The sequence below is a fragment of the Peribacillus sp. NJ4 genome (genome assembly GCF_030348345.1).
Classification (GTDB): Bacteria; Bacillota; Bacilli; order Bacillales; family DSM-1321; genus Peribacillus.
Window position 1 is genome coordinate 2,484,480 of sequence record NZ_JAUCFQ010000001.1, and the last position, 17,165, is coordinate 2,501,644.

Genomic DNA, 17,165 nt, shown 5'->3' on the forward strand with positions numbered 1-17,165 from the left:
ATGTTAAGATTGAACTCGTAGCTTATAAAGCAGCTCACAAGGAGGTAACAACATATGAAAAAATCAATCTTATCGTTAGCGGCAGCGGCTGCAATATCCGGTGCATTCACAATTCCGGTACAAGCAGAAGATGTCAAAGTGAAAGATGGAGACACATTATGGGGGATATCTCAAACATATAAAGTATCAATAGAAGATATTAAGTCTTGGAATGATTTGTCTTCAGACGCGATTTATGTAGGGGAAACTATACATATTTCTCAAGAAAAGCATTATAAAGTCAAGTCAGGTGACACATTATCGGACATTGCAGACAAATATGATGTAGCTGTAAATGATATTAAATCTTGGAACGGTTTAAATTCAGATACTATCCATCCGAAACAGGAACTAATCATTAAACCAGCGGCTAACAAAGTCGAAGCGGCGAGTGTAGAGCCTGCGCAGAAATCTGAACAAGCGGCATTAGTTGAACAATCAAAACCAGTTGAACAATCGGAACCAGTTGAACAATCAGAACCAGTTGAACAATCGGAACCAGCAGACACAAACAATGAATCCCAAGATCAAGCGGAATCTGGAAAAGAGATTACTGTTAGTGCAACCGCCTATACGGCTGATTGTCAAGGCTGCAGCGGAACAACAGCCACAGGAGTGGACTTGAAAGCTAATCCTGATGCAAAAGTGATTGCCGTGGACCCTTCAGTCATTCCATTAGGATCAAAGGTTTATGTTGAAGGTTATGGCTACGCAACGGCAGCCGATACAGGCAGTGCCATCAAGGGAAATAGAGTGGACATATTTGTTCCAAACGAACAGGATGCCGTGAATTGGGGCGTTAAAAACGTTAAAGTGCAAATCCTGAATTAACTTAACCATGCAAAACATGTTTATATATTGAAAAAAGTAGACACAGAGATTTAATGTGTCTACTTTTTTTGTCCTTTTGGTTCATGGGAAAAGCAGGTACAATGAAAGTAATAGATCCTTATAAATCCTTGCAAGGTAAATAGGAGGAGTAGTGAATTGATGGAAAAAGCACGTGAGTATTTACAAGAATATTTTGGTTATGAGTCATTCAGAAAAGGTCAGGAACAGATTATCGAACAGGTGTTGGGAGGAATAAACACCGCGGGAATCATGCCTACTGGCGGAGGTAAATCGATATGTTACCAAATTCCAGCCCTTTTGTTACCTGGTATAACACTCGTGATATCCCCACTTATTTCCTTGATGAAGGACCAAGTAGATGCCCTCGAACAAAACGGGATTGATGCCACATTTCTTAATAGCTCCATTTCTGGGTTAGAATCATCCAATAGAATGAACGATATTAAGCAAGGAAGATATAAATTGGTTTATGTGGCACCGGAACGCTTGGAAAATCCTGCATTTCAACAGGATTTATTTAATGTGGACATTTCAATGGTAGCCATTGATGAAGCCCACTGTATATCTCAATGGGGTCATGACTTCAGACCAAGCTATTTAAAAATCAAAACCTTATTGAAAAACATGCCATCATCTCCGACTGTACTGGCATTAACGGCAACAGCCACTCCAAATGTGACCGATGATATTTGTCAGTCGCTCGGAATATCAGGGGAACATACAGTATCAACGGGATTTTCCAGAGATAACTTGTTCTTTTCCGTTGTAAAAGAAGAAAATCGCGGACGGTTTTTAATGCGCTATTTAGAGAAAAACAAAAATGAATCGGGTATCATATATGCAGCTACTAGGAAAGAAGTCGATTCTTTGTATGCCAAGCTTAATAAAGCCGGATTCAAGACAGGCCGTTACCATGCCGGGATGAATGAACAGGACCGTTCGGAACAGCAGGACCAATTCATTAGGGATGACATTCCCTTGATGGTAGCGACATCTGCCTTTGGGATGGGAATCGATAAGTCGAATGTTAGATACGTCATCCATTACCAAACTCCTAAGAACATGGAGAGTTATTATCAGGAAGCGGGCCGTGCAGGGAGGGATGGTTTGGATAGTGAATGTATCCTTTTGTATTCCCCCCAGGATATGCAGATACAGCGTTTCTTGATTGATCAATCAAACCCTTCGCAGGAGTGGCAATCCCAGGAATTGAAGAAGTTGAACAGAATGAAAGATTATTGTTTTACCGAAGGGTGTTTGCAAGCCTTCATTCTTCGATACTTTGGAGATGAAAACCCTGAAGATTGCGGTCATTGCGAAAATTGTACAGATAAACGGGATTCCGTTGATGTAACTACTCAGGCTCAGATGGTCCTTTCATGCATGTTGCGAATGGGTGAGCGATTCGGTAAAACGATGATTTCCCAAGTCCTCACGGGTTCACGCAATAAGAAAATTGAAGAGTTCGGTTTTCAAAAGCTTTCTACCTATGGAATCATCAATAATCAATCTGCAAAGGATGTAGGTGATTTCATTGATTTCCTGACAGCAAAACAGTATATCGAAATGACGGGCGGCCAATTTCCAGTCCTTAAAGTAACCAATGCTGGCAGGGAAGTGCTGTTGGGGCAGAAAAAAGTCCTCCGTAAAGAAATAAAAAAAGTAAACAGCATCAGTGTGGATCATGGGTTGTTCGAAGAGTTGAGACAGTTAAGAAAAGAATTGGCTAGTAAGGAGAATGTACCTCCTTTCATTATTTTTTCCGATGCATCATTGAAAGATATGGCAGTGAAACTGCCGAGGACAGAAGAGGAATTCCTAGAAGTTAAAGGGGTAGGGACCCAGAAATTCGAACGCTTCGGTGCCGTGTTCATAAAAGGTATTTCCCATTATGTACAGGCACATCCTGAACTAGAAAAGAATACACTGGTTACTAAGGAAACGATAAAAAGAAGTACTAAACCATCTCATTTAGAAAGCTATCTCTTATATCAGGAAGGCAAATCAATCAAGGAAATTGCGACATCCAGAGGGCTGTCTTCCATTTCAATTGAAAATCATTTATTAAAGTGTGCTGAAGAACACATGGATATCAAATGGGAAGAGATTTTCACGGATGAAGAGTTTGAACTTGTTTTGGATACTGCGAAACAATTGGATTCTGAAAAACTGAAACCACTAAAAGAAGCCCTGCCTGAGAATATTTCCTACTATATGATTAAAGCGATCTTGGTTAAAGCAGGTTTGGGAAACACGTAGGTGTTAAGGTTTTTGGATAATTTCATCTTTGAATAAATAAGAATTTGGTTTAATGCGTATACTAGGAATGATAAAAAGGTGAAATTTCGCACCTTTAATCAGAGTCTTTATATAAAAAAGAGGAGGTTGCTCATGTATTTTGGTAAAAAGAATTCAGAGGAACCAGAAATCATTATGGAAGATACGATAGTATATGCGTGCGGATCAGCAGATTGTAATGGTTGGATGAGAAAAGATTTTGCCTCGGAAAACTATGATTGCCCAATGTGTGGAAGTCAATTGGTCGAGGAAGTCAGGGAACTTCCAAAAATTGAAAATGAATATAATGCGTTTAAATAAAAGAGGTGAATCATAGCCTCTTTATTTTTTATTATATGAAGGGAAGTATAACGGAGTGATTTTATTTTAGATTAATACTTTACACATATAAATAAATGTGGTAAGATTAAATTTCAGTGTTATGAAAAGAAAGCACTGGAGGGTAATTTAAAGTAACATTTTTATTAATGAAATAATTTTCCATCATTTTTCATGATGGAGTAGAAACAAGTTAAACACATCTAGAAAAAAGAAATACATGTAATCACCAAGTATTTTCCTCGATCCATTTCTGTTCTTCATTAACTTACTTCTATGTACCATTTATCTTTTGGAATTTACTTTTTCCCAATTGGAATTACGGACGGTTTTAATTAATAAACATGTACTTACAAGCTTTTATCTGATTCTCGCAGGCACGGTCTAGGAACCGTATGGATGGGAGAGAGGCAGGGCTTTCATTGTTTTAGGTTTTGGCACTAAAATTACTCTCATGCTCGATTCGCTTTGAATTTTTCATCCGAACGAGCAGGAAGAACCATATGGAATGGATTCTTAAACGGCGCAGTCTCGATTATCTTGAAGGGTAAGTCAGAGACTGTGTTTCATTTTTTGATTAGGAAAACCGACATCTTTAGAATCTTTACTCAAATATATAAAGCATATATATGATATAATGGTTACTGAGATATTAAAAATTCATGTCGTAATCTCAAGTTCCTACCACTAAAAAAAGTTTGGGTGTAAGAACAAGAATTAAATCTTAGATTTGCGAATGAGTATTTACTCACAATTTAGATTAGCCATCTATTCTTCTTTTATCTTTATGGCTTGTGATCTGTTATGCAGTACGGAGTCAATTCAATTCTAAGGAGTGAGATATATGTATAGAAGAAATAATACGGAAGAAATCATTCCTGAAGAAACAAAGGTGTGGGAATGTACATCAGAAGATTGCAAAGGTTGGATTCGCGATAACTTTACAAGTAATGATGAACACGTTTGTCCGTTATGTAGCAGCGAGATGAAACCCGGCACCAGAATGCTTCAAGCAATCAACAATCCTAGAAATTATTAAGTCTGTATAAAAAAAGCTGAAGGGAATCTCCCTTCAGCTTTTTTTATCTTTTTTTCAATTTGATTTAGCAAAAAGCAAGTGATGATTAGTGAATATCTTTTTTCTTGAAGCGACCGCCTCGAACTTCCGCGATATCCCCTACGGCAAGAAATGCAGAAGGATCGAAGCTTTTGACTATATCTTTAAGTTTAGCTTCCTCAAGCCTGTTTATTACACAAAAGATGACTTTTTTATGATCACCGGAATAAGCACCTTCGCCCGCTAAATAGGTTACGCCGCGACCAAGGCGATTCATTATGGCGTCGCCGATATCATCAAATTCATCACTTATAATCCAAACAAATTTGGATTCGTCCAAACCAGCGATGACGATATCCATCGTTTTATAAGCCACGAAGTAAGCTATGATCGAATACATGGCGCGATCCCATGAGAAAACGAAGCCCGCACTGCCAAGGATGAATAAATTAAAAAACATGACGATCTCCCCAACGGAAAAAGGGAGCTTTTTGCTAGCGAGTATAGCAAGTATTTCTGTACCATCCAATGAGCCGCCATATCGAATGACCATTCCAACACCAATGCCAAGAATCATTCCGCCGAAAGCGGACGCTAGGAGGATATCTTGAGTGAAAGCTGGTACGTGATGAAGCAATGTAGTGGTAATGGAAAGGACTAATATCCCATACAGAGTAGATAATGCGAAGGTTTTTCCAATTTGTTTATAACCGATAAAAAAGAAAGGAAGATTCAATACGAAAAGAAAGATACCGAGTTTCCATCCAGTGATGTAAGATAACATAATCGATATTCCCGTTATGCCTCCGTCGATTACGTTATTCGGTACTAAAAAAATCTCGAGGCCGACAGCCATTAAAACTGCACCGATTGTTATTAAAAGACCTCTCTGTAATATTTGTCTTAGTGTTAATTTTTTATGCTGGGTCTTCTTTTGCATAATTTCTGTTGTACTTGCACCTGCCAGGTCTGACATAATCATGCCCCCCACTCCTTCTCTCTATAAAAGTTCTATTTAATTATAAACCTATAGGTATAATTAAATAAAGAAATTAACATTCTTAATTAATATATTCTTGAATAATTATTTTTGTTTTTGATAATGACCTGCAAGATGAAGCAGGTGTGAATGCTTGTCAATATCATGTATTTCTATTCTACTCTATACAAAAGAATAGTATTTCTCATTTTATTGATTTTATGAAAGAAACCTACATTTACTTGAGATATGGGGCTGAATGGGGGTGGGAATAAAAAACCTTTTAGGTTCTACGATTTTCCATTACAATAAAGGAGAATGGAACGGTAGAGGTAGTCAAGGAAAAAAATGGAACACTCAATTGCGACTTCAAATACCTGTCCACTTCATGATTACAGTACTTTTGACGATAATGGCGTCGTATACGGCGTTGGATTTACTAACAACGTTATTTATACGATCGAGAAGTATTAACGCCTATAATATAGGGAGCTGCCGCTCTAAGGGATTGGCTACTTGGACACTTGATTTTGTAGACATATTCAATCCCGATAATTCAATATTGACGGCATACAACTTTTCTACAATAATTTTTTGTTAGCATTAGCGATTGCTCTTGCAGGGTTTGGTTTTTTTCCATATCGTATAAAACAACACATGTACTGCAAATGTCTTTTTGCGGTTTCATGTTTTCGATGGATATATTATCATTAAACACAGTTTGAAATTGAGCCCATTGTTGATAAGTCGGTACGCTTTTCAATATCTTTAGTTTACTGTACTTAGAGGGGAAAAGTGCAAGTATCCTTAACCGAAAAAGGAATTGGGATGCCACCAGAGCAGCTTAAGAGACTGGGAGAACATTTATTACAACGAAAAAATCTGGTAATGTATCAGGTCTCGTGATCAGCTTTAAAATTATAGAAAGCCACCTTGGAAATGTCTTTGTCGAGAGCAGGTTTAAAAAAGGTACTGTCTTTAATCGTGCTACCTATGAATTGGGAAGCATGAAAAAAAATCCGGAGTTCGTTGAGATATAAGAAAACTTGAGGTAGAAGATGACTGCATGGGGGAACAGGATTTGGAAAAACAAAAGCATACAAATATTATAAGCTTGAAGGTATTTTACTTATTTTCATTTTTTGCAGTGGGAAGTTTAACACCGCTATTAAGCGTTTATTTAGCCAATGAGGCAGGTTTGTCTGGTATTGAAATAGGTACGATTATGTCTGTTGGACCGATAGTGATGATCGTTTTTCAACCTTTTTGGGGAATTGTCTGTGATTGGAGTGGGAGACCAGCAAAAATACTTGCAATGACATCGTTGCTTGCTGGTATATTCGGATTAAGTTACTTGCTGTTTGATCACTATTTACTTATAGTATCCGTGGCAATAGCTTTGGCTATCTTTCAAAGTGCCATAATACCAGTATCAGATAGCATCACCCTTCAATATACAACAAGAATCAAAGCGAATTATGGAAAAATCCGTTTATTCGGTTCACTTGGTTACGGTGTAGCCGTTTTTGTTATGGGGAAATTATCGGAATCCTTCATTGGTCCTTCCGTTATATTTTATGCCTTTTTCTTCGGTCTATTGATCGCGGCTCTTCTAGCTCTCCGTTTGCCCGAAGAGCCTCCTCGAGAAAAGGCAAAACTTTTCGGTGGAATGAAAGAATTGATCACAATGAAACGTTTCCTTATCTTTCTTGCTATAACGTTCTTGATTTTTGGTCCTAATCTTGCAAATAATGTATACTATGGTTTGTTTGTAGAGGCAAGAGGCGGGACATATACAGGAATTGGCATTGCGTTCCTTTTAGCAGTACTATCAGAAATTCCATTTATGAGAATGGCAGGTACCTGGATTCATAAAATAGGCCTTCTGCCAATTACCTTATTGGCTGGAACGGCTTCATTGATCCGCTGGGTTTTGTACTATACCGAGCCAAGTTTGACTACCGTATATGTGACTTCGATCATTCAAGGGTTTTCACTTGGCTTATTCATTCCGGCAGCTTTACAATATATCCGGGAAGTCGTCCCAGCCCGTATAACAGTTACGGCAATAACGCTTTATTCCGCCATTGGAAATGGATTGGGAAACTGGTTCAGTACATTCAGTGGCGGGATAATCTTGGATAAATCAGGGATATATGCGGTGTATTTATTTTACGGTTCACTCACACTGATTGGGATGTTGCTCACAGTATGGCTGATGAGGTTAGATAAAAACATAAAAGTAATGGGGAAAACCCCAGGTATATTAGAAAAATGATTTGAAAATATAACTATTAAAAATTTTTTCTTATTGAAAGCAAGAGACCTCTTCACCTTCCATGGTGAAGGGGTCTTTTTTAATCGTCCCTTTAAATGGATTGTTCCTTACATATACAGTTTGCTTGGAATAATAATGTTTGGGATGGGTCTCACTCTCTCGTTTAGTGATTTTAAAGCTGTTTTGAAGCAGCACAAATCCATACGAAGATCAATAAGCGATTTCAATTGAAGTGGGCATGCAAAACTCAGGTTTAGGTGCTACATTAGCGACAGCTCATTTTTCTCCACTAGCGGCCGTCCCGAGTGCCATCTTAGTGTTTGGCATAATATTTCCGGGCCATTGCTAGCGAAATACTGTCTAAAAAAGAGCAGACAAAATCAAAAGGAATTCCATGGTGGGACAGGAAACGATTAAACAGTAATTCAATAAAAGGCAGAATGGGTTTAGCTCGCTTTCTGCCTTTTTTATTGATAAGAGCGGCAGATTGGTGATTAGGATGATGGGGAGTACTATTTTTCGTATCAAGAGCAATCAGTTTTTTGTTTTTGGAAATAATATGATTTAATGGAAGATAGAGAATGGATGGAAGGATGAGTGTTATTGAGCAAACCAAAAGTGTTGGCCGCTACCATTGTATCAACTCTTATCGGATTGTTTTTTTTATTTTGCCTTGGATGGGCGATTATTGACCATTATGGAAAAAGGACTTCTGATATGGAAGCAATTGAAGAACCCCCCGTTAAAAAAGATCTGCCTGATGATTTTACCGTAGTAGCATTAGGTGATTCATTGACACGTGGTACAGGTGATGAAACAGGTAAAGGCTACGTTGGACTTGTTGTGGAAGATTTAAAGAGTGAATACGATAAAAAACCGCTCATTCATAACCTCGGAATTAATGGACAAGTGTCTAAAGAATTGGTACAGCAAGTGAAACAACCGGAAGTGAAGCGCCAAATACAGGCAGCTGATGTTATTTTAGTTACAATCGGAGGCAACGATTTATTTCAAAAAGGCCAGACCCTGCTTGATTATGATAGTGGAGCTATATCTGAATCACAAAAGAATTACTTGGTAAATTTACATGAAATTTTTAAAGATATCAATAATGTCAATGATACAGCTACCATTTTATTGCTTGGCCTGTATAATCCATTTATAGATTTGGATGAGGACTTTGATACGAACCGGATCGTGCGGGACTGGAATAATGAAACGGCAGAAGTCGTGGCTCTTTATAAAAATGCTATTTTCGTTCCAACGTTTGATTTATTTCAATTGTCGGTAAATGAGTATTTGTATTCAGATAAATTTCACCCAAATAAGAAGGGATATCGGTTAATTGCTGATAGGGTTGCTCCTTTAATAAAATGGGAGGATGAGGAACGATGAAACAAGTGACATTATCCGTTAAGGGCTTGAAAAAAAAGATTGGCAAAAGGGAAATTATAAAAGGAATAGATTTTGAGCTGATTGAAGGTGAAGTTTTCGGTTTTTTAGGACCGAATGGAGCCGGTAAGACGACGACGATCCGCATGTTGGTTGGTTTGATTAAGCCATCCTCCGGTTCCATCCATATATGCGGGTATGATGTTCGTCAGGAATTTACGAAGGCAATGAAGCAAATGGGCTGCATCGTTGAAAATCCAGAGTTATACCCATTTTTGAGCGGGTGGGATAATTTGCTCCACTTTGCAAGGATGTTACCTGAAGTTGATGAAACAAGAATGATCGAGGTAATAGAACTCGTGGGTCTGCAAGCGAGAATTCATGATAAAGTGAAGACCTATTCCTTAGGTATGAGGCAGCGACTAGGAATCGCGCAGGCAATGCTGAATAGCCCTAAACTGTTGATTTTGGATGAACCAACCAACGGTCTAGATCCTGCTGGAATCCGTGAAATGCGACAATTCATTAGAAAGTTGGCTGAAGAAGAAGGTATGAGTGTTCTGGTTTCTTCACACTTGTTAGGTGAAATACAGCAACTTTGTGACCGGGTCGCAATTATTAAAAGTGGGGAAATTATTAAAACGGATACAGTGGAAAGCCTATTATCCACGCAAGAGCGGATGATTTGGAGGCTGGAGCCTATACAAAAGGGAGCGGAAATCCTTAGCGGTTTCACCGATATAACCTTAGATCAGGAGTATATCATTACAGCATATGACGAAATCAAAACACCCGAATGGAATGCTGCACTTAACCAAGCAGGGGTGAGGGTGCATGAAATGAATCGGAAGCTCCCGGGATTGGAAGAGTTATTTTTACAAGTTACCGGTGTCGGAGGTGCAGGTATTGAATAACCTGATTCAAAATGAAATGATGAAGTTGCTGGCAAAGAAACGGTTAATCATAATAGGTATCATCGTCGGAATTTTAGTGTTGATGTTTACATATGCCCAATACAAGCAAGTGGAAGAGCAGCGTGAGAAGTTGGGAACTGATGATTGGCGTGCCTCCCTTCAGCAGCAAATCATCGATACCCAAAATCGGTTGGGCTCAAATAGGATGCTGGATGAGTGGCGGGAACAACTGGAAGTAAGTCTGAAACAGCAGCAATATTACCTGGATCATGACATCAACCCCTCAGAACCAGGCGCAGCTACTTTTACACGCATGTTTTTGGAAAATGCAATTGATTTATTCATTCCGCTGTTGATTATGATCGTGGCAAGTGATTTGGTTTCTTCCGAAAATAGTCAAGGTACGATCAAACTTCTGCTGACACGGCCAGTGGAGCGCTGGAAAATCTTATTGAGCAAATATGTAACATTATTATTGTCGGTTTCAATTATCGTGGCGATGACAGCCATATTGTCGTATTTGTTATCAGGAATAGTTTTTGGGTATCAAGGGTGGGGGGCACCCGTAATAACCGGATTCGAATTGAAGGGTGCTGATGTGGATGTCAGTCAAGTAAGGTTAGTTGAACAATGGAAATTCCTATTGATGGATTTGGGACTTGTCTGGCTGGTGGCAGTAGTTGTAGGGACCCTTTCTTTCATGCTCTCGGTTTTAGTGCGAAGCACCCCTGCAGGCATGGGCATCATGCTGGCTGCATTGATTTCCGGGGCAATATTGAACAATATGGTGTCATCATGGGAATCAGCTAAATATTTCTTCATGGTGAATTTGAAATTGACCGCTTATATTAGCGGGACGGCTCCACCGATAGAAGGGATGACCTTATTATCCTCCGTCATTACTTTGCTCGTTTGGTGGGTGGTTGCATTAATTGTATCTTTTTCAGTATTTACCCGAAGGGATGTATTCTAATAGGCAGCCTATATAATATATAGGTTGTTTTTTATTTTCTTTTACAGGGTATCCTTTAAAAAACAGTATGTTCAAATTAGGAGGATCATTAATGGATGATAATCATTTGAATGAAAAATTCCTGCCAATGACTTCAGTTTCCAGTGGAGATGTCCAGATTGTAAAAGAGGATATTTATTGTCTTTCCGTCCAAATCGTTAATGTAATTTTTGTAGGCTCACCCAAAGATGAAAAATGGGTATTGATAGATGCAGGGATGCCCCGTTCAGCAGAGGTAATAAAGAAAGCTGCTGAAGATATCTACGGGCCAGATCATCCACCTGCTGCCATTATTTTGACACATGGACATTTCGATCATGTTGGTACATTGATTGAGTTAATGGAGTACTGGAATGCTCCTGTTTATGCCCACATTAAAGAAATGCCTTATTTAACGGGACAGGAAAATTATCCTGAACCAGATTCCACTGTTGAAGGGGGGATGGTTGCCAAGATTTCTTGGATATTTCCGAATGAGGGAATCAACCTGGATGAAAAAGTTCAGCCATTGCCTGAGGATCATAGTGTTCCCGAGCTTTCCGGTTGGAAATGGGTTCACACCCCGGGCCATTCTAAAGGACATATTTCACTTTTCCGGGAAAGTGACCGAAGTCTGATTGCTGGAGATGCTTTTGTGAATGTCAGGCAAGATTCACTATATAAGGTCATTACTCAGGAGAAAGAAATAGCAGGCCCGCCACGGTATTTGACAACAGATTGGGAGGCTGCCAAGGAATCGGTAAGGTTGTTGGATAGTCTTAAACCGGCTGTCGCTGTAACGGGTCACGGGTATCCTGTTGAAGGGGAAGAACTGGAAATGGGTTTATCAAGGCTTGCAAATGAATTCGATTCATTGGCTAAACCGGATCACGGGAAATATGTGGAATGAATCGTGTTTGTGTTTGATGAATAATTTCGCTTGAGAAGTCAAAAATAAACAAGCAACTTATGAAAAATGGAGGGATATCCTTGACTACATTAAGAGATATTATGACAACAGACGTGGACTGTTGCACTGTAGAAGATAATATATATGAAGCAGCAGTCAAAATGAAGGATGATGATGTTGGTGTCATTCCTGTATTGGAGAATAACCATTTAGTTGGTGTCATTACAGACAGGGATATCGTTATCCGCTGTGTTGCCGAGAAAAAGCCGAATTCGACTAGAATTACCGATGTTATTTCTACGGATCTTGTAACAGGCACCCCTGATATGTCAGTGGAGCAAGCTGAGGAGTTAATGAGTACTGAACAAATCAGAAGGCTTCCTATAATTGAAAATGACAAGCTGGTCGGAGTCGTGGCATTAGGTGACCTAGCTGTACACAATCAGACTAATTCAATGGCGGGAAATGCACTAAGCTCAATTTCCGAGGACAGAGATCAAATCCAACACTAAAAACGAAACTCTGTTAGCCAAGGCTAACAGAGTTTCGTTTTTTTAAAAATATTTATTGAACCATCCTTTTATTTCTTCTACATGTTGCAAGCGCATTTTTGGGGATCCGCTTCGGGATACTTCATGAGTTTCATCCGGGAAGGAAACAAGTACCGCTTCTTTATTTTGCCGTTTTAAAGCGACAAAAAATTGCTCGCTCTGTTCAATGGGACAACGGAAATCCTTTTCACCGTGAAGTAAAAGTAAAGGGGTGTTCACATTGGCAATATATTTTAAAGGTGAGTGCTGCCACAATTTTTCAGCAGAGTTAACGATATCGCCGCCTATTTCCCACTCGGTAAAATAATAGCCAATGTCGCTGACACCATAAAAACTTAGCCAGTTACTAATGCAACGCTGAGTCACAGCAGCCTTGAAACGGTTGGTATGACCGATGATCCAATTTGTCATGAACCCTCCATAACTGCCACCGCATACCCCCAAATCTTCATGCTCAATAAAATCATACGTTGCTAAAACATGGTCAACTCCAGCCATTAAGTCCTTATAGTCCATGCCTCCATAATCGCCCCGGCATGCATTTACGAAATCTTGACCATATCCCACACTCCCACGCGGATTAGTGAACAACACAGTGTACCCTTCATTAGCCAAGGTCTGGAATTCGTGAACATAGGTATTGGCATACATCGCATGCGGCCCGCCGTGGATTTCTAAAATGAGTGGATATTTTTGATTTTCATTAAAATCGGTCGGTCTCATGATCCAGCCATGGATGGTAAGTCCATCAACAGATGGAAAAGTAATGGGTTCAGCGATGGACAAATGTTTTTCCTTTAAAAAATCTTCATTAACAAAACTGATTTGTTCTTTTTCCCCATTAGTAAGGTTATAGGCAAAGAGGTCACCGGGATGAACAGGTGTACTAATCGCCACGACGGCACGATGGCTTTCGGGATCTATAGTCAGTCCGTATATATGCTGCGGATCAAGTATGGATGGATACATTGCTCCTTCAATGGAACCATAATATACTCCAGTATTTCCGTAATCGCTTATTAAAAAGTAAAAGCCTTGGCTATCGTTTGTCCATAAAATGCCTGGGTCGACTGCTCCGATTTGGAAATCCCCAATTGCGGAATCTCCAATTTGAACATCCCAACCATCGGTTAAACACTGAATCGATTGATCCAATATGGAGTACAACCAAATATTTGAAAAGGTGGCACCGGCAAAATCTTTATTATGGCCAATGAAGGAAAGGTATTCGCCATTTGGAGACCACTTCGGATCTCTAAAGAAACCTGTACTATCCGTTATCTTCTGAAGAGAGTTCGTTTCAAGGGCCATGATGAAAATATCAGAAAATAGTTCAACATCACTTTTTTCTGCATCCCCGCTTATGAATGCAATATGTTGACCGTCAGGGGACCATGCGTTCGGATGGTGATCCAAATTGTTTTCCGTTAGCAATATGGATTCGTCATTAAAAACATCCACTATTACGAGCTGCTGATATAATTGATCGAAATAACCTCTACCATCCCATTTGTACTTAATCCGGTCATACCTATGAACTTCATTGGACAAATCATTTTCCTTAACCGTATTAAGGTTTTCGCCCTCTTTTAGCCCGGTAGAAAGCAAAAGCTTGGTGGAACAAGGAGACCAAATAGGTTTGGTTACTCCGTTAACGAAATGGGTCAGCTGGCGAGCTTCCCCACCAATGCTCCCAATGATGTGGACTTGCTTTTTCCCAGATCTGTCTGATATAAAGGCGATATGTTTGCCGTCCGGGGACCAGGCAGGTGATGTATCACGATTATCTCCAAACGTCCATTGCTTTGTTTCATTCGTAATCAGGCTGAACATAAATAGATTGGAAATGTATTTTTCCGTTTTTTCATCAATTCTAGTTTGGACAAAAACCGCCATGCTGCCATCCGGTGATAGCTTTGGGTCGGTCACTGATTTCAAGTGAAATAAGTCTCTTGCTGTAATACCTATTTTGTTCATCCTTTTCACCCTTTCATTTCTCATAGTTATGTATTTCGCTATAGGGAAATATAAATCCTTTAGTAAATGGTAAACGCGTAAGGTTTATTTATCAAGGACGAAAGAAATGAAAAAAAATCCGGCCATTTTATTGGACGGATTATCATGCTATATAGGTAAAGAACATAGAATCACTTATGCATGTGTCGTGTATGTGGACGGTGCGGAGGAATTTGAAAATTATGTTCTTCCATCATTTTATAATGTTTTTCAAAATGTGAAACCATTTTATCGGCTTCTTCTTTCGAAAGCGCGCCATACTCCACATATTTTTCAATCAATTTCTTTTTGTCCGCGAGTATCTGCTTTTGGATCTTGGCGATTTCCGATTTTTGAGCATCAGTGAATTGTACACTTTCCGGCTTTGTTTTATTTTCCTGTGCAGACGGGTGATCCAGGTTAACTAAGAATAGGGAACAGGCTGTTAAACAGATGACTAAAAACTTTTTCATGAATGATCGACTCCTTCTTTAGTTTTTGCCTAACTTCAAAGATCTGTAGTTCTTCCTTAAGGGGTTATCAATTGGAAGATTCCTTAATTATTTATTATCATTTACAGCATTTACAGTTTTATGTAATATTTTTGGGTTCACCCACTAAAGGGTTTGTTGCAGAAAGATATGGGTAATTTAAATATAAGCTGAAAATTTTGAAGGAACTTCTCATTATGAAAGATCGAATATGAGAAGGGAAGGAGATTATTATGCTTTGGACAATTATTGGTGCAATAATATTATTATGGGTTCTTGGTTTAGTCTTTAAAGTGGCTGCAGGGTTTATACATATCTTGCTTATCATCGCGGTCATTCTCATTCTGGTCAATGTTTTTAAAGGTAGGAAACGAATGTAGATTAATAAAAGAAGGCTTAGACAAAAAAGTTTATTAATATGAATTCAAAAGGCGGCCTGGTAAACAGGTCGCCCTTTGAATTTTCCAATAGGTTGTTAATCATAAGGAAGTGGCTGTCCCATCAGTCTCTTATGAATCCAAATAGCTGCTTGGGTCCCGTCCCCCATCGATATGGTGACTTGTTCGGAATGGGCAACAAGGTCGCCGCCAGCCCAGACTCCTTTAATATTCGTTTCTTTAGTGCGGGGATGAATCACGACATGATTGTTTTCGTTTACTTGCACACCTAATTGTAGGGCGAGGCCATTATTGAGTTTGTTCCCTTTAAATGCCGTGAATGCCTTTTCAGCTTCAATTATTTTACCAGAAACTAATTGTATTGCGGTTAACTGCTGTTTGGCATCTACATGAACCTCTTCGACTTCCTCTTCAAATACGGGAATCTGGTTTTCCTTTAACTTTTCCCGATACTTATCATCGATTTTTGATTTCAAGTGATTTACGTAAATGATATCTTTTGACCAATATAGTAGTGTAAGGGCCATACCTGCACCTGTATTTCCGCCACCTAGGACCACGGTTTGCTTATCCATGATCTCATACCCATCACAGTCAGGGCATATATAAGTGGATGTCCCAAGAGTTGGATAGATGTTTTTGATTGGAGGGATGTTATCGGTGATGCCAGTACCGAGAAAAATCATTTTTGCTTGATATTCCATGTCATTCTTTGTTTGGATAAAAAACTTGTCCTGCTTTTTTTCAAGTGATGTCACAGTATCATCGAAGAATTCAACACCGAATTTTTCTGCGTGCTGTCTGCCCAGAGTCCTTAATTGTTTGCCGCTTACCCCGTCTGGCCACCCAAGAATGTTATGGTAAGCCTTTGCTATGGAAGAGCGGCCTTGAGCAGAATCAATGACGATAATATCATGTTTATATCTACCGAGCTGGATGGCTGCCTGAATACCGGCTATACCGCCACCAATAATAATGCAATCTGCTTGCTTCATGAATTCACCGCCCATACAATTTGGAATAACCCTAGTGTTATTCTATCTGTAAAAAATATACCACTTGTAGCAGGCGCTTAAACAAATGCACGATATAAAAAAAGGGAAAGTTCGCCAGCTGGCGACCTTTCCCCCTTTTCTTCAAATGCCTATTTCATTGATTCTGTATTGGTTCGAGCCATTCTTGTGCCCATTTTTGGATTTCGTTCATTACCGGTGCAAGAGCCTTGCCTTTTTCAGTTAAAGAATATTCAATCCTGACCGGTGTCTCTGGATATACGTCCCTTTTTACAATACCTTCAATTTCCAAGTCCTTTAAACGTTCAGAAAGAATCCTGCCGCTGATCGGGAAGGCAGATTCAATATTACAAAACCGTTGAGGGCCATTAAGCAATTGATTGACAATCAATCCAGTCCAGCGTTTACTCAAGATTTGCATTCCTTTTTCAAAGCGTGGACAAAGTGTCGTATTATTCATCATATCACCCCATTATTATTATATTATAATGCATTTACCTCTTAGGTAACAACTTTACCGATTATTATTTAGTTACTAGAGATGTTATGGTATAAGAAATTTATAAGCTTACTTTAAGTATTAACAAAAAAATTCTGCCTCGGAATTGCCACATTTTAAAAAGATATGCTCTTTAAAAATGTGTTCATTTAGAGATACTATGAAAAATATGTTACTTTATTATGGAAGT

The 17,165-nt window shown here is 39.1% G+C and carries 16 protein-coding genes and 1 pseudogene; 12 read left to right on the forward strand and 5 right to left on the reverse strand.

Features of this window, described 5'->3' with window-relative positions; genetic code table 11:
* The first annotated feature begins 54 nt into the window (after nucleotides 1-54).
* The 4 genes from QUF94_RS12490 (at nucleotide 55) to QUF94_RS12505 (ending at nucleotide 4,546) form a co-directional block, all read left to right on the forward strand.
* Nucleotides 55-870, forward strand: coding sequence for a 3D domain-containing protein (locus tag QUF94_RS12490; RefSeq protein ID WP_289316138.1), 816 nt, complete (start codon nucleotides 55-57; stop codon nucleotides 868-870).
* A 156-nt stretch (nucleotides 871-1,026) separates the two neighbouring features.
* Nucleotides 1,027-3,150: a DNA helicase RecQ gene (recQ, locus tag QUF94_RS12495; RefSeq protein ID WP_289316139.1), complete on the forward strand. Its 2,124-nt coding sequence runs from the start codon at nucleotides 1,027-1,029 to the stop codon at nucleotides 3,148-3,150.
* A 132-nt stretch (nucleotides 3,151-3,282) separates the two neighbouring features.
* Nucleotides 3,283-3,489 (forward strand): cold-inducible protein YdjO-related protein, encoded by a 207-nt coding sequence (locus tag QUF94_RS12500; protein ID WP_053346482.1) that lies wholly within the window; start codon nucleotides 3,283-3,285, stop codon nucleotides 3,487-3,489.
* 862 nt (nucleotides 3,490-4,351) lie between these two features.
* Nucleotides 4,352-4,546 carry a cold-shock protein gene (locus tag QUF94_RS12505; protein ID WP_034307294.1) on the forward strand — a complete coding sequence of 65 codons (195 nt, stop codon included), beginning with the start codon at nucleotides 4,352-4,354 and terminating at the stop codon, nucleotides 4,544-4,546.
* A gap of 85 nt (nucleotides 4,547-4,631) precedes the next feature.
* Here the strand turns inward: QUF94_RS12505 and QUF94_RS12510 are convergent, their stop codons facing one another.
* Nucleotides 4,632-5,546, reverse strand: a complete 915-nt coding sequence (locus QUF94_RS12510; protein ID WP_289316140.1) for a YitT family protein — start codon at nucleotides 5,544-5,546, stop codon at nucleotides 4,632-4,634.
* A gap of 1,078 nt (nucleotides 5,547-6,624) precedes the next feature.
* Between QUF94_RS12510 and QUF94_RS12515 the strand changes: the two genes are divergently transcribed.
* The 7 genes and pseudogenes from QUF94_RS12515 (at nucleotide 6,625) to QUF94_RS12545 (ending at nucleotide 12,540) form a co-directional block, all read left to right on the forward strand.
* Nucleotides 6,625-7,821 carry an MFS transporter gene (locus QUF94_RS12515; protein ID WP_421155719.1) on the forward strand — a complete coding sequence of 399 codons (1,197 nt, stop codon included), beginning with the start codon at nucleotides 6,625-6,627 and terminating at the stop codon, nucleotides 7,819-7,821.
* A 217-nt stretch (nucleotides 7,822-8,038) separates the two neighbouring features.
* A pseudogene (locus tag QUF94_RS12520) lies at nucleotides 8,039-8,238 on the forward strand (hypothetical protein); the annotation flags it as partial.
* 186 nt (nucleotides 8,239-8,424) lie between these two features.
* On the forward strand, nucleotides 8,425-9,216 hold the full coding sequence (locus tag QUF94_RS12525; RefSeq protein ID WP_289316142.1) for an SGNH/GDSL hydrolase family protein: 792 nt from the start codon (nucleotides 8,425-8,427) through the stop codon (nucleotides 9,214-9,216).
* The gene (locus tag QUF94_RS12530) at nucleotides 9,213-10,127 is read left to right on the forward strand and encodes an ABC transporter ATP-binding protein (protein ID WP_289316143.1); all 915 of its coding nucleotides are present in this window, start codon (nucleotides 9,213-9,215) and stop codon (nucleotides 10,125-10,127) included. Before QUF94_RS12525 ends, QUF94_RS12530 begins: the two co-directional genes overlap by 4 nt.
* Nucleotides 10,120-11,100: an ABC transporter permease gene (locus QUF94_RS12535; protein WP_289316144.1), complete on the forward strand. Its 981-nt coding sequence runs from the start codon at nucleotides 10,120-10,122 to the stop codon at nucleotides 11,098-11,100. The genes QUF94_RS12530 and QUF94_RS12535 overlap by 8 nt, the downstream gene beginning before the upstream one ends.
* Nucleotides 11,101-11,191: 91 nt before the next feature.
* A complete protein-coding gene (locus tag QUF94_RS12540; RefSeq protein ID WP_289316145.1) occupies nucleotides 11,192-12,028 on the forward strand; it encodes an MBL fold metallo-hydrolase in 837 nt (278 codons plus the stop codon).
* 80 nt (nucleotides 12,029-12,108) lie between these two features.
* Nucleotides 12,109-12,540 (forward strand): CBS domain-containing protein, encoded by a 432-nt coding sequence (locus QUF94_RS12545; RefSeq protein ID WP_289316146.1) that lies wholly within the window; start codon nucleotides 12,109-12,111, stop codon nucleotides 12,538-12,540.
* Between the two features lie 42 nt (nucleotides 12,541-12,582).
* Here QUF94_RS12545 and QUF94_RS12550 read toward each other — a convergent pair whose 3' ends face one another.
* Together QUF94_RS12550 and QUF94_RS12555 are read right to left on the reverse strand one after the other, a co-directional pair.
* Nucleotides 12,583-14,556, reverse strand: coding sequence for a S9 family peptidase (locus QUF94_RS12550; protein WP_289316147.1), 1,974 nt, complete (start codon nucleotides 14,554-14,556; stop codon nucleotides 12,583-12,585).
* A 170-nt stretch (nucleotides 14,557-14,726) separates the two neighbouring features.
* On the reverse strand, nucleotides 14,727-15,047 hold the full coding sequence (locus QUF94_RS12555) for a YckD family protein (RefSeq protein ID WP_289316148.1): 321 nt from the start codon (nucleotides 15,045-15,047) through the stop codon (nucleotides 14,727-14,729).
* Between the two features lie 251 nt (nucleotides 15,048-15,298).
* Here QUF94_RS12555 and QUF94_RS12560 point away from each other — a divergent pair, with 251 nt between their 5' ends.
* Entirely contained in the window at nucleotides 15,299-15,445 is a 147-nt protein-coding gene (locus tag QUF94_RS12560) for a lmo0937 family membrane protein (RefSeq protein WP_289316149.1), read from the forward strand.
* A gap of 95 nt (nucleotides 15,446-15,540) precedes the next feature.
* Here the strand turns inward: QUF94_RS12560 and QUF94_RS12565 are convergent, their stop codons facing one another.
* Both QUF94_RS12565 and QUF94_RS12570 read right to left on the reverse strand, forming a co-directional pair.
* Complete coding sequence (locus tag QUF94_RS12565) at nucleotides 15,541-16,458, reverse strand: NAD(P)/FAD-dependent oxidoreductase (protein ID WP_289316150.1); 918 nt, start codon at nucleotides 16,456-16,458, stop codon at nucleotides 15,541-15,543.
* A 154-nt stretch (nucleotides 16,459-16,612) separates the two neighbouring features.
* Nucleotides 16,613-16,936: a catDE operon transcriptional regulator CatR gene (locus tag QUF94_RS12570; RefSeq protein ID WP_252281196.1), complete on the reverse strand. Its 324-nt coding sequence runs from the start codon at nucleotides 16,934-16,936 to the stop codon at nucleotides 16,613-16,615.
* Between the last annotated feature and the right edge of the window lie 229 nt (nucleotides 16,937-17,165).

What these genes read in the sequence shown, in the direction of transcription:
- QUF94_RS12555 (WP_289316148.1), bottom strand. Translation starts at nt 15,047, where the DNA reads ATGAAAAAGTTTTTAGTCATCTGTTTAACAGCCTGTTCCCTATTCTTA.
- QUF94_RS12490 (WP_289316138.1), top strand. Translation starts at nt 55, where the DNA reads ATGAAAAAATCAATCTTATCGTTAGCGGCAGCGGCTGCAATATCCGGT.
- QUF94_RS12550 (WP_289316147.1), bottom strand. Translation starts at nt 14,556, where the DNA reads ATGAACAAAATAGGTATTACAGCAAGAGACTTATTTCACTTGAAATCA.
- QUF94_RS12510 (WP_289316140.1), bottom strand. Translation starts at nt 5,546, where the DNA reads ATGATTATGTCAGACCTGGCAGGTGCAAGTACAACAGAAATTATGCAA.
- QUF94_RS12560 (WP_289316149.1), top strand. Translation starts at nt 15,299, where the DNA reads ATGCTTTGGACAATTATTGGTGCAATAATATTATTATGGGTTCTTGGT.
- QUF94_RS12505 (WP_034307294.1), top strand. Translation starts at nt 4,352, where the DNA reads ATGTATAGAAGAAATAATACGGAAGAAATCATTCCTGAAGAAACAAAG.
- QUF94_RS12500 (WP_053346482.1), top strand. Translation starts at nt 3,283, where the DNA reads ATGTATTTTGGTAAAAAGAATTCAGAGGAACCAGAAATCATTATGGAA.
- QUF94_RS12530 (WP_289316143.1), top strand. Translation starts at nt 9,213, where the DNA reads ATGAAACAAGTGACATTATCCGTTAAGGGCTTGAAAAAAAAGATTGGC.
- QUF94_RS12570 (WP_252281196.1), bottom strand. Translation starts at nt 16,936, where the DNA reads ATGAATAATACGACACTTTGTCCACGCTTTGAAAAAGGAATGCAAATC.
- QUF94_RS12540 (WP_289316145.1), top strand. Translation starts at nt 11,192, where the DNA reads ATGGATGATAATCATTTGAATGAAAAATTCCTGCCAATGACTTCAGTT.
- QUF94_RS12565 (WP_289316150.1), bottom strand. Translation starts at nt 16,458, where the DNA reads ATGAAGCAAGCAGATTGCATTATTATTGGTGGCGGTATAGCCGGTATT.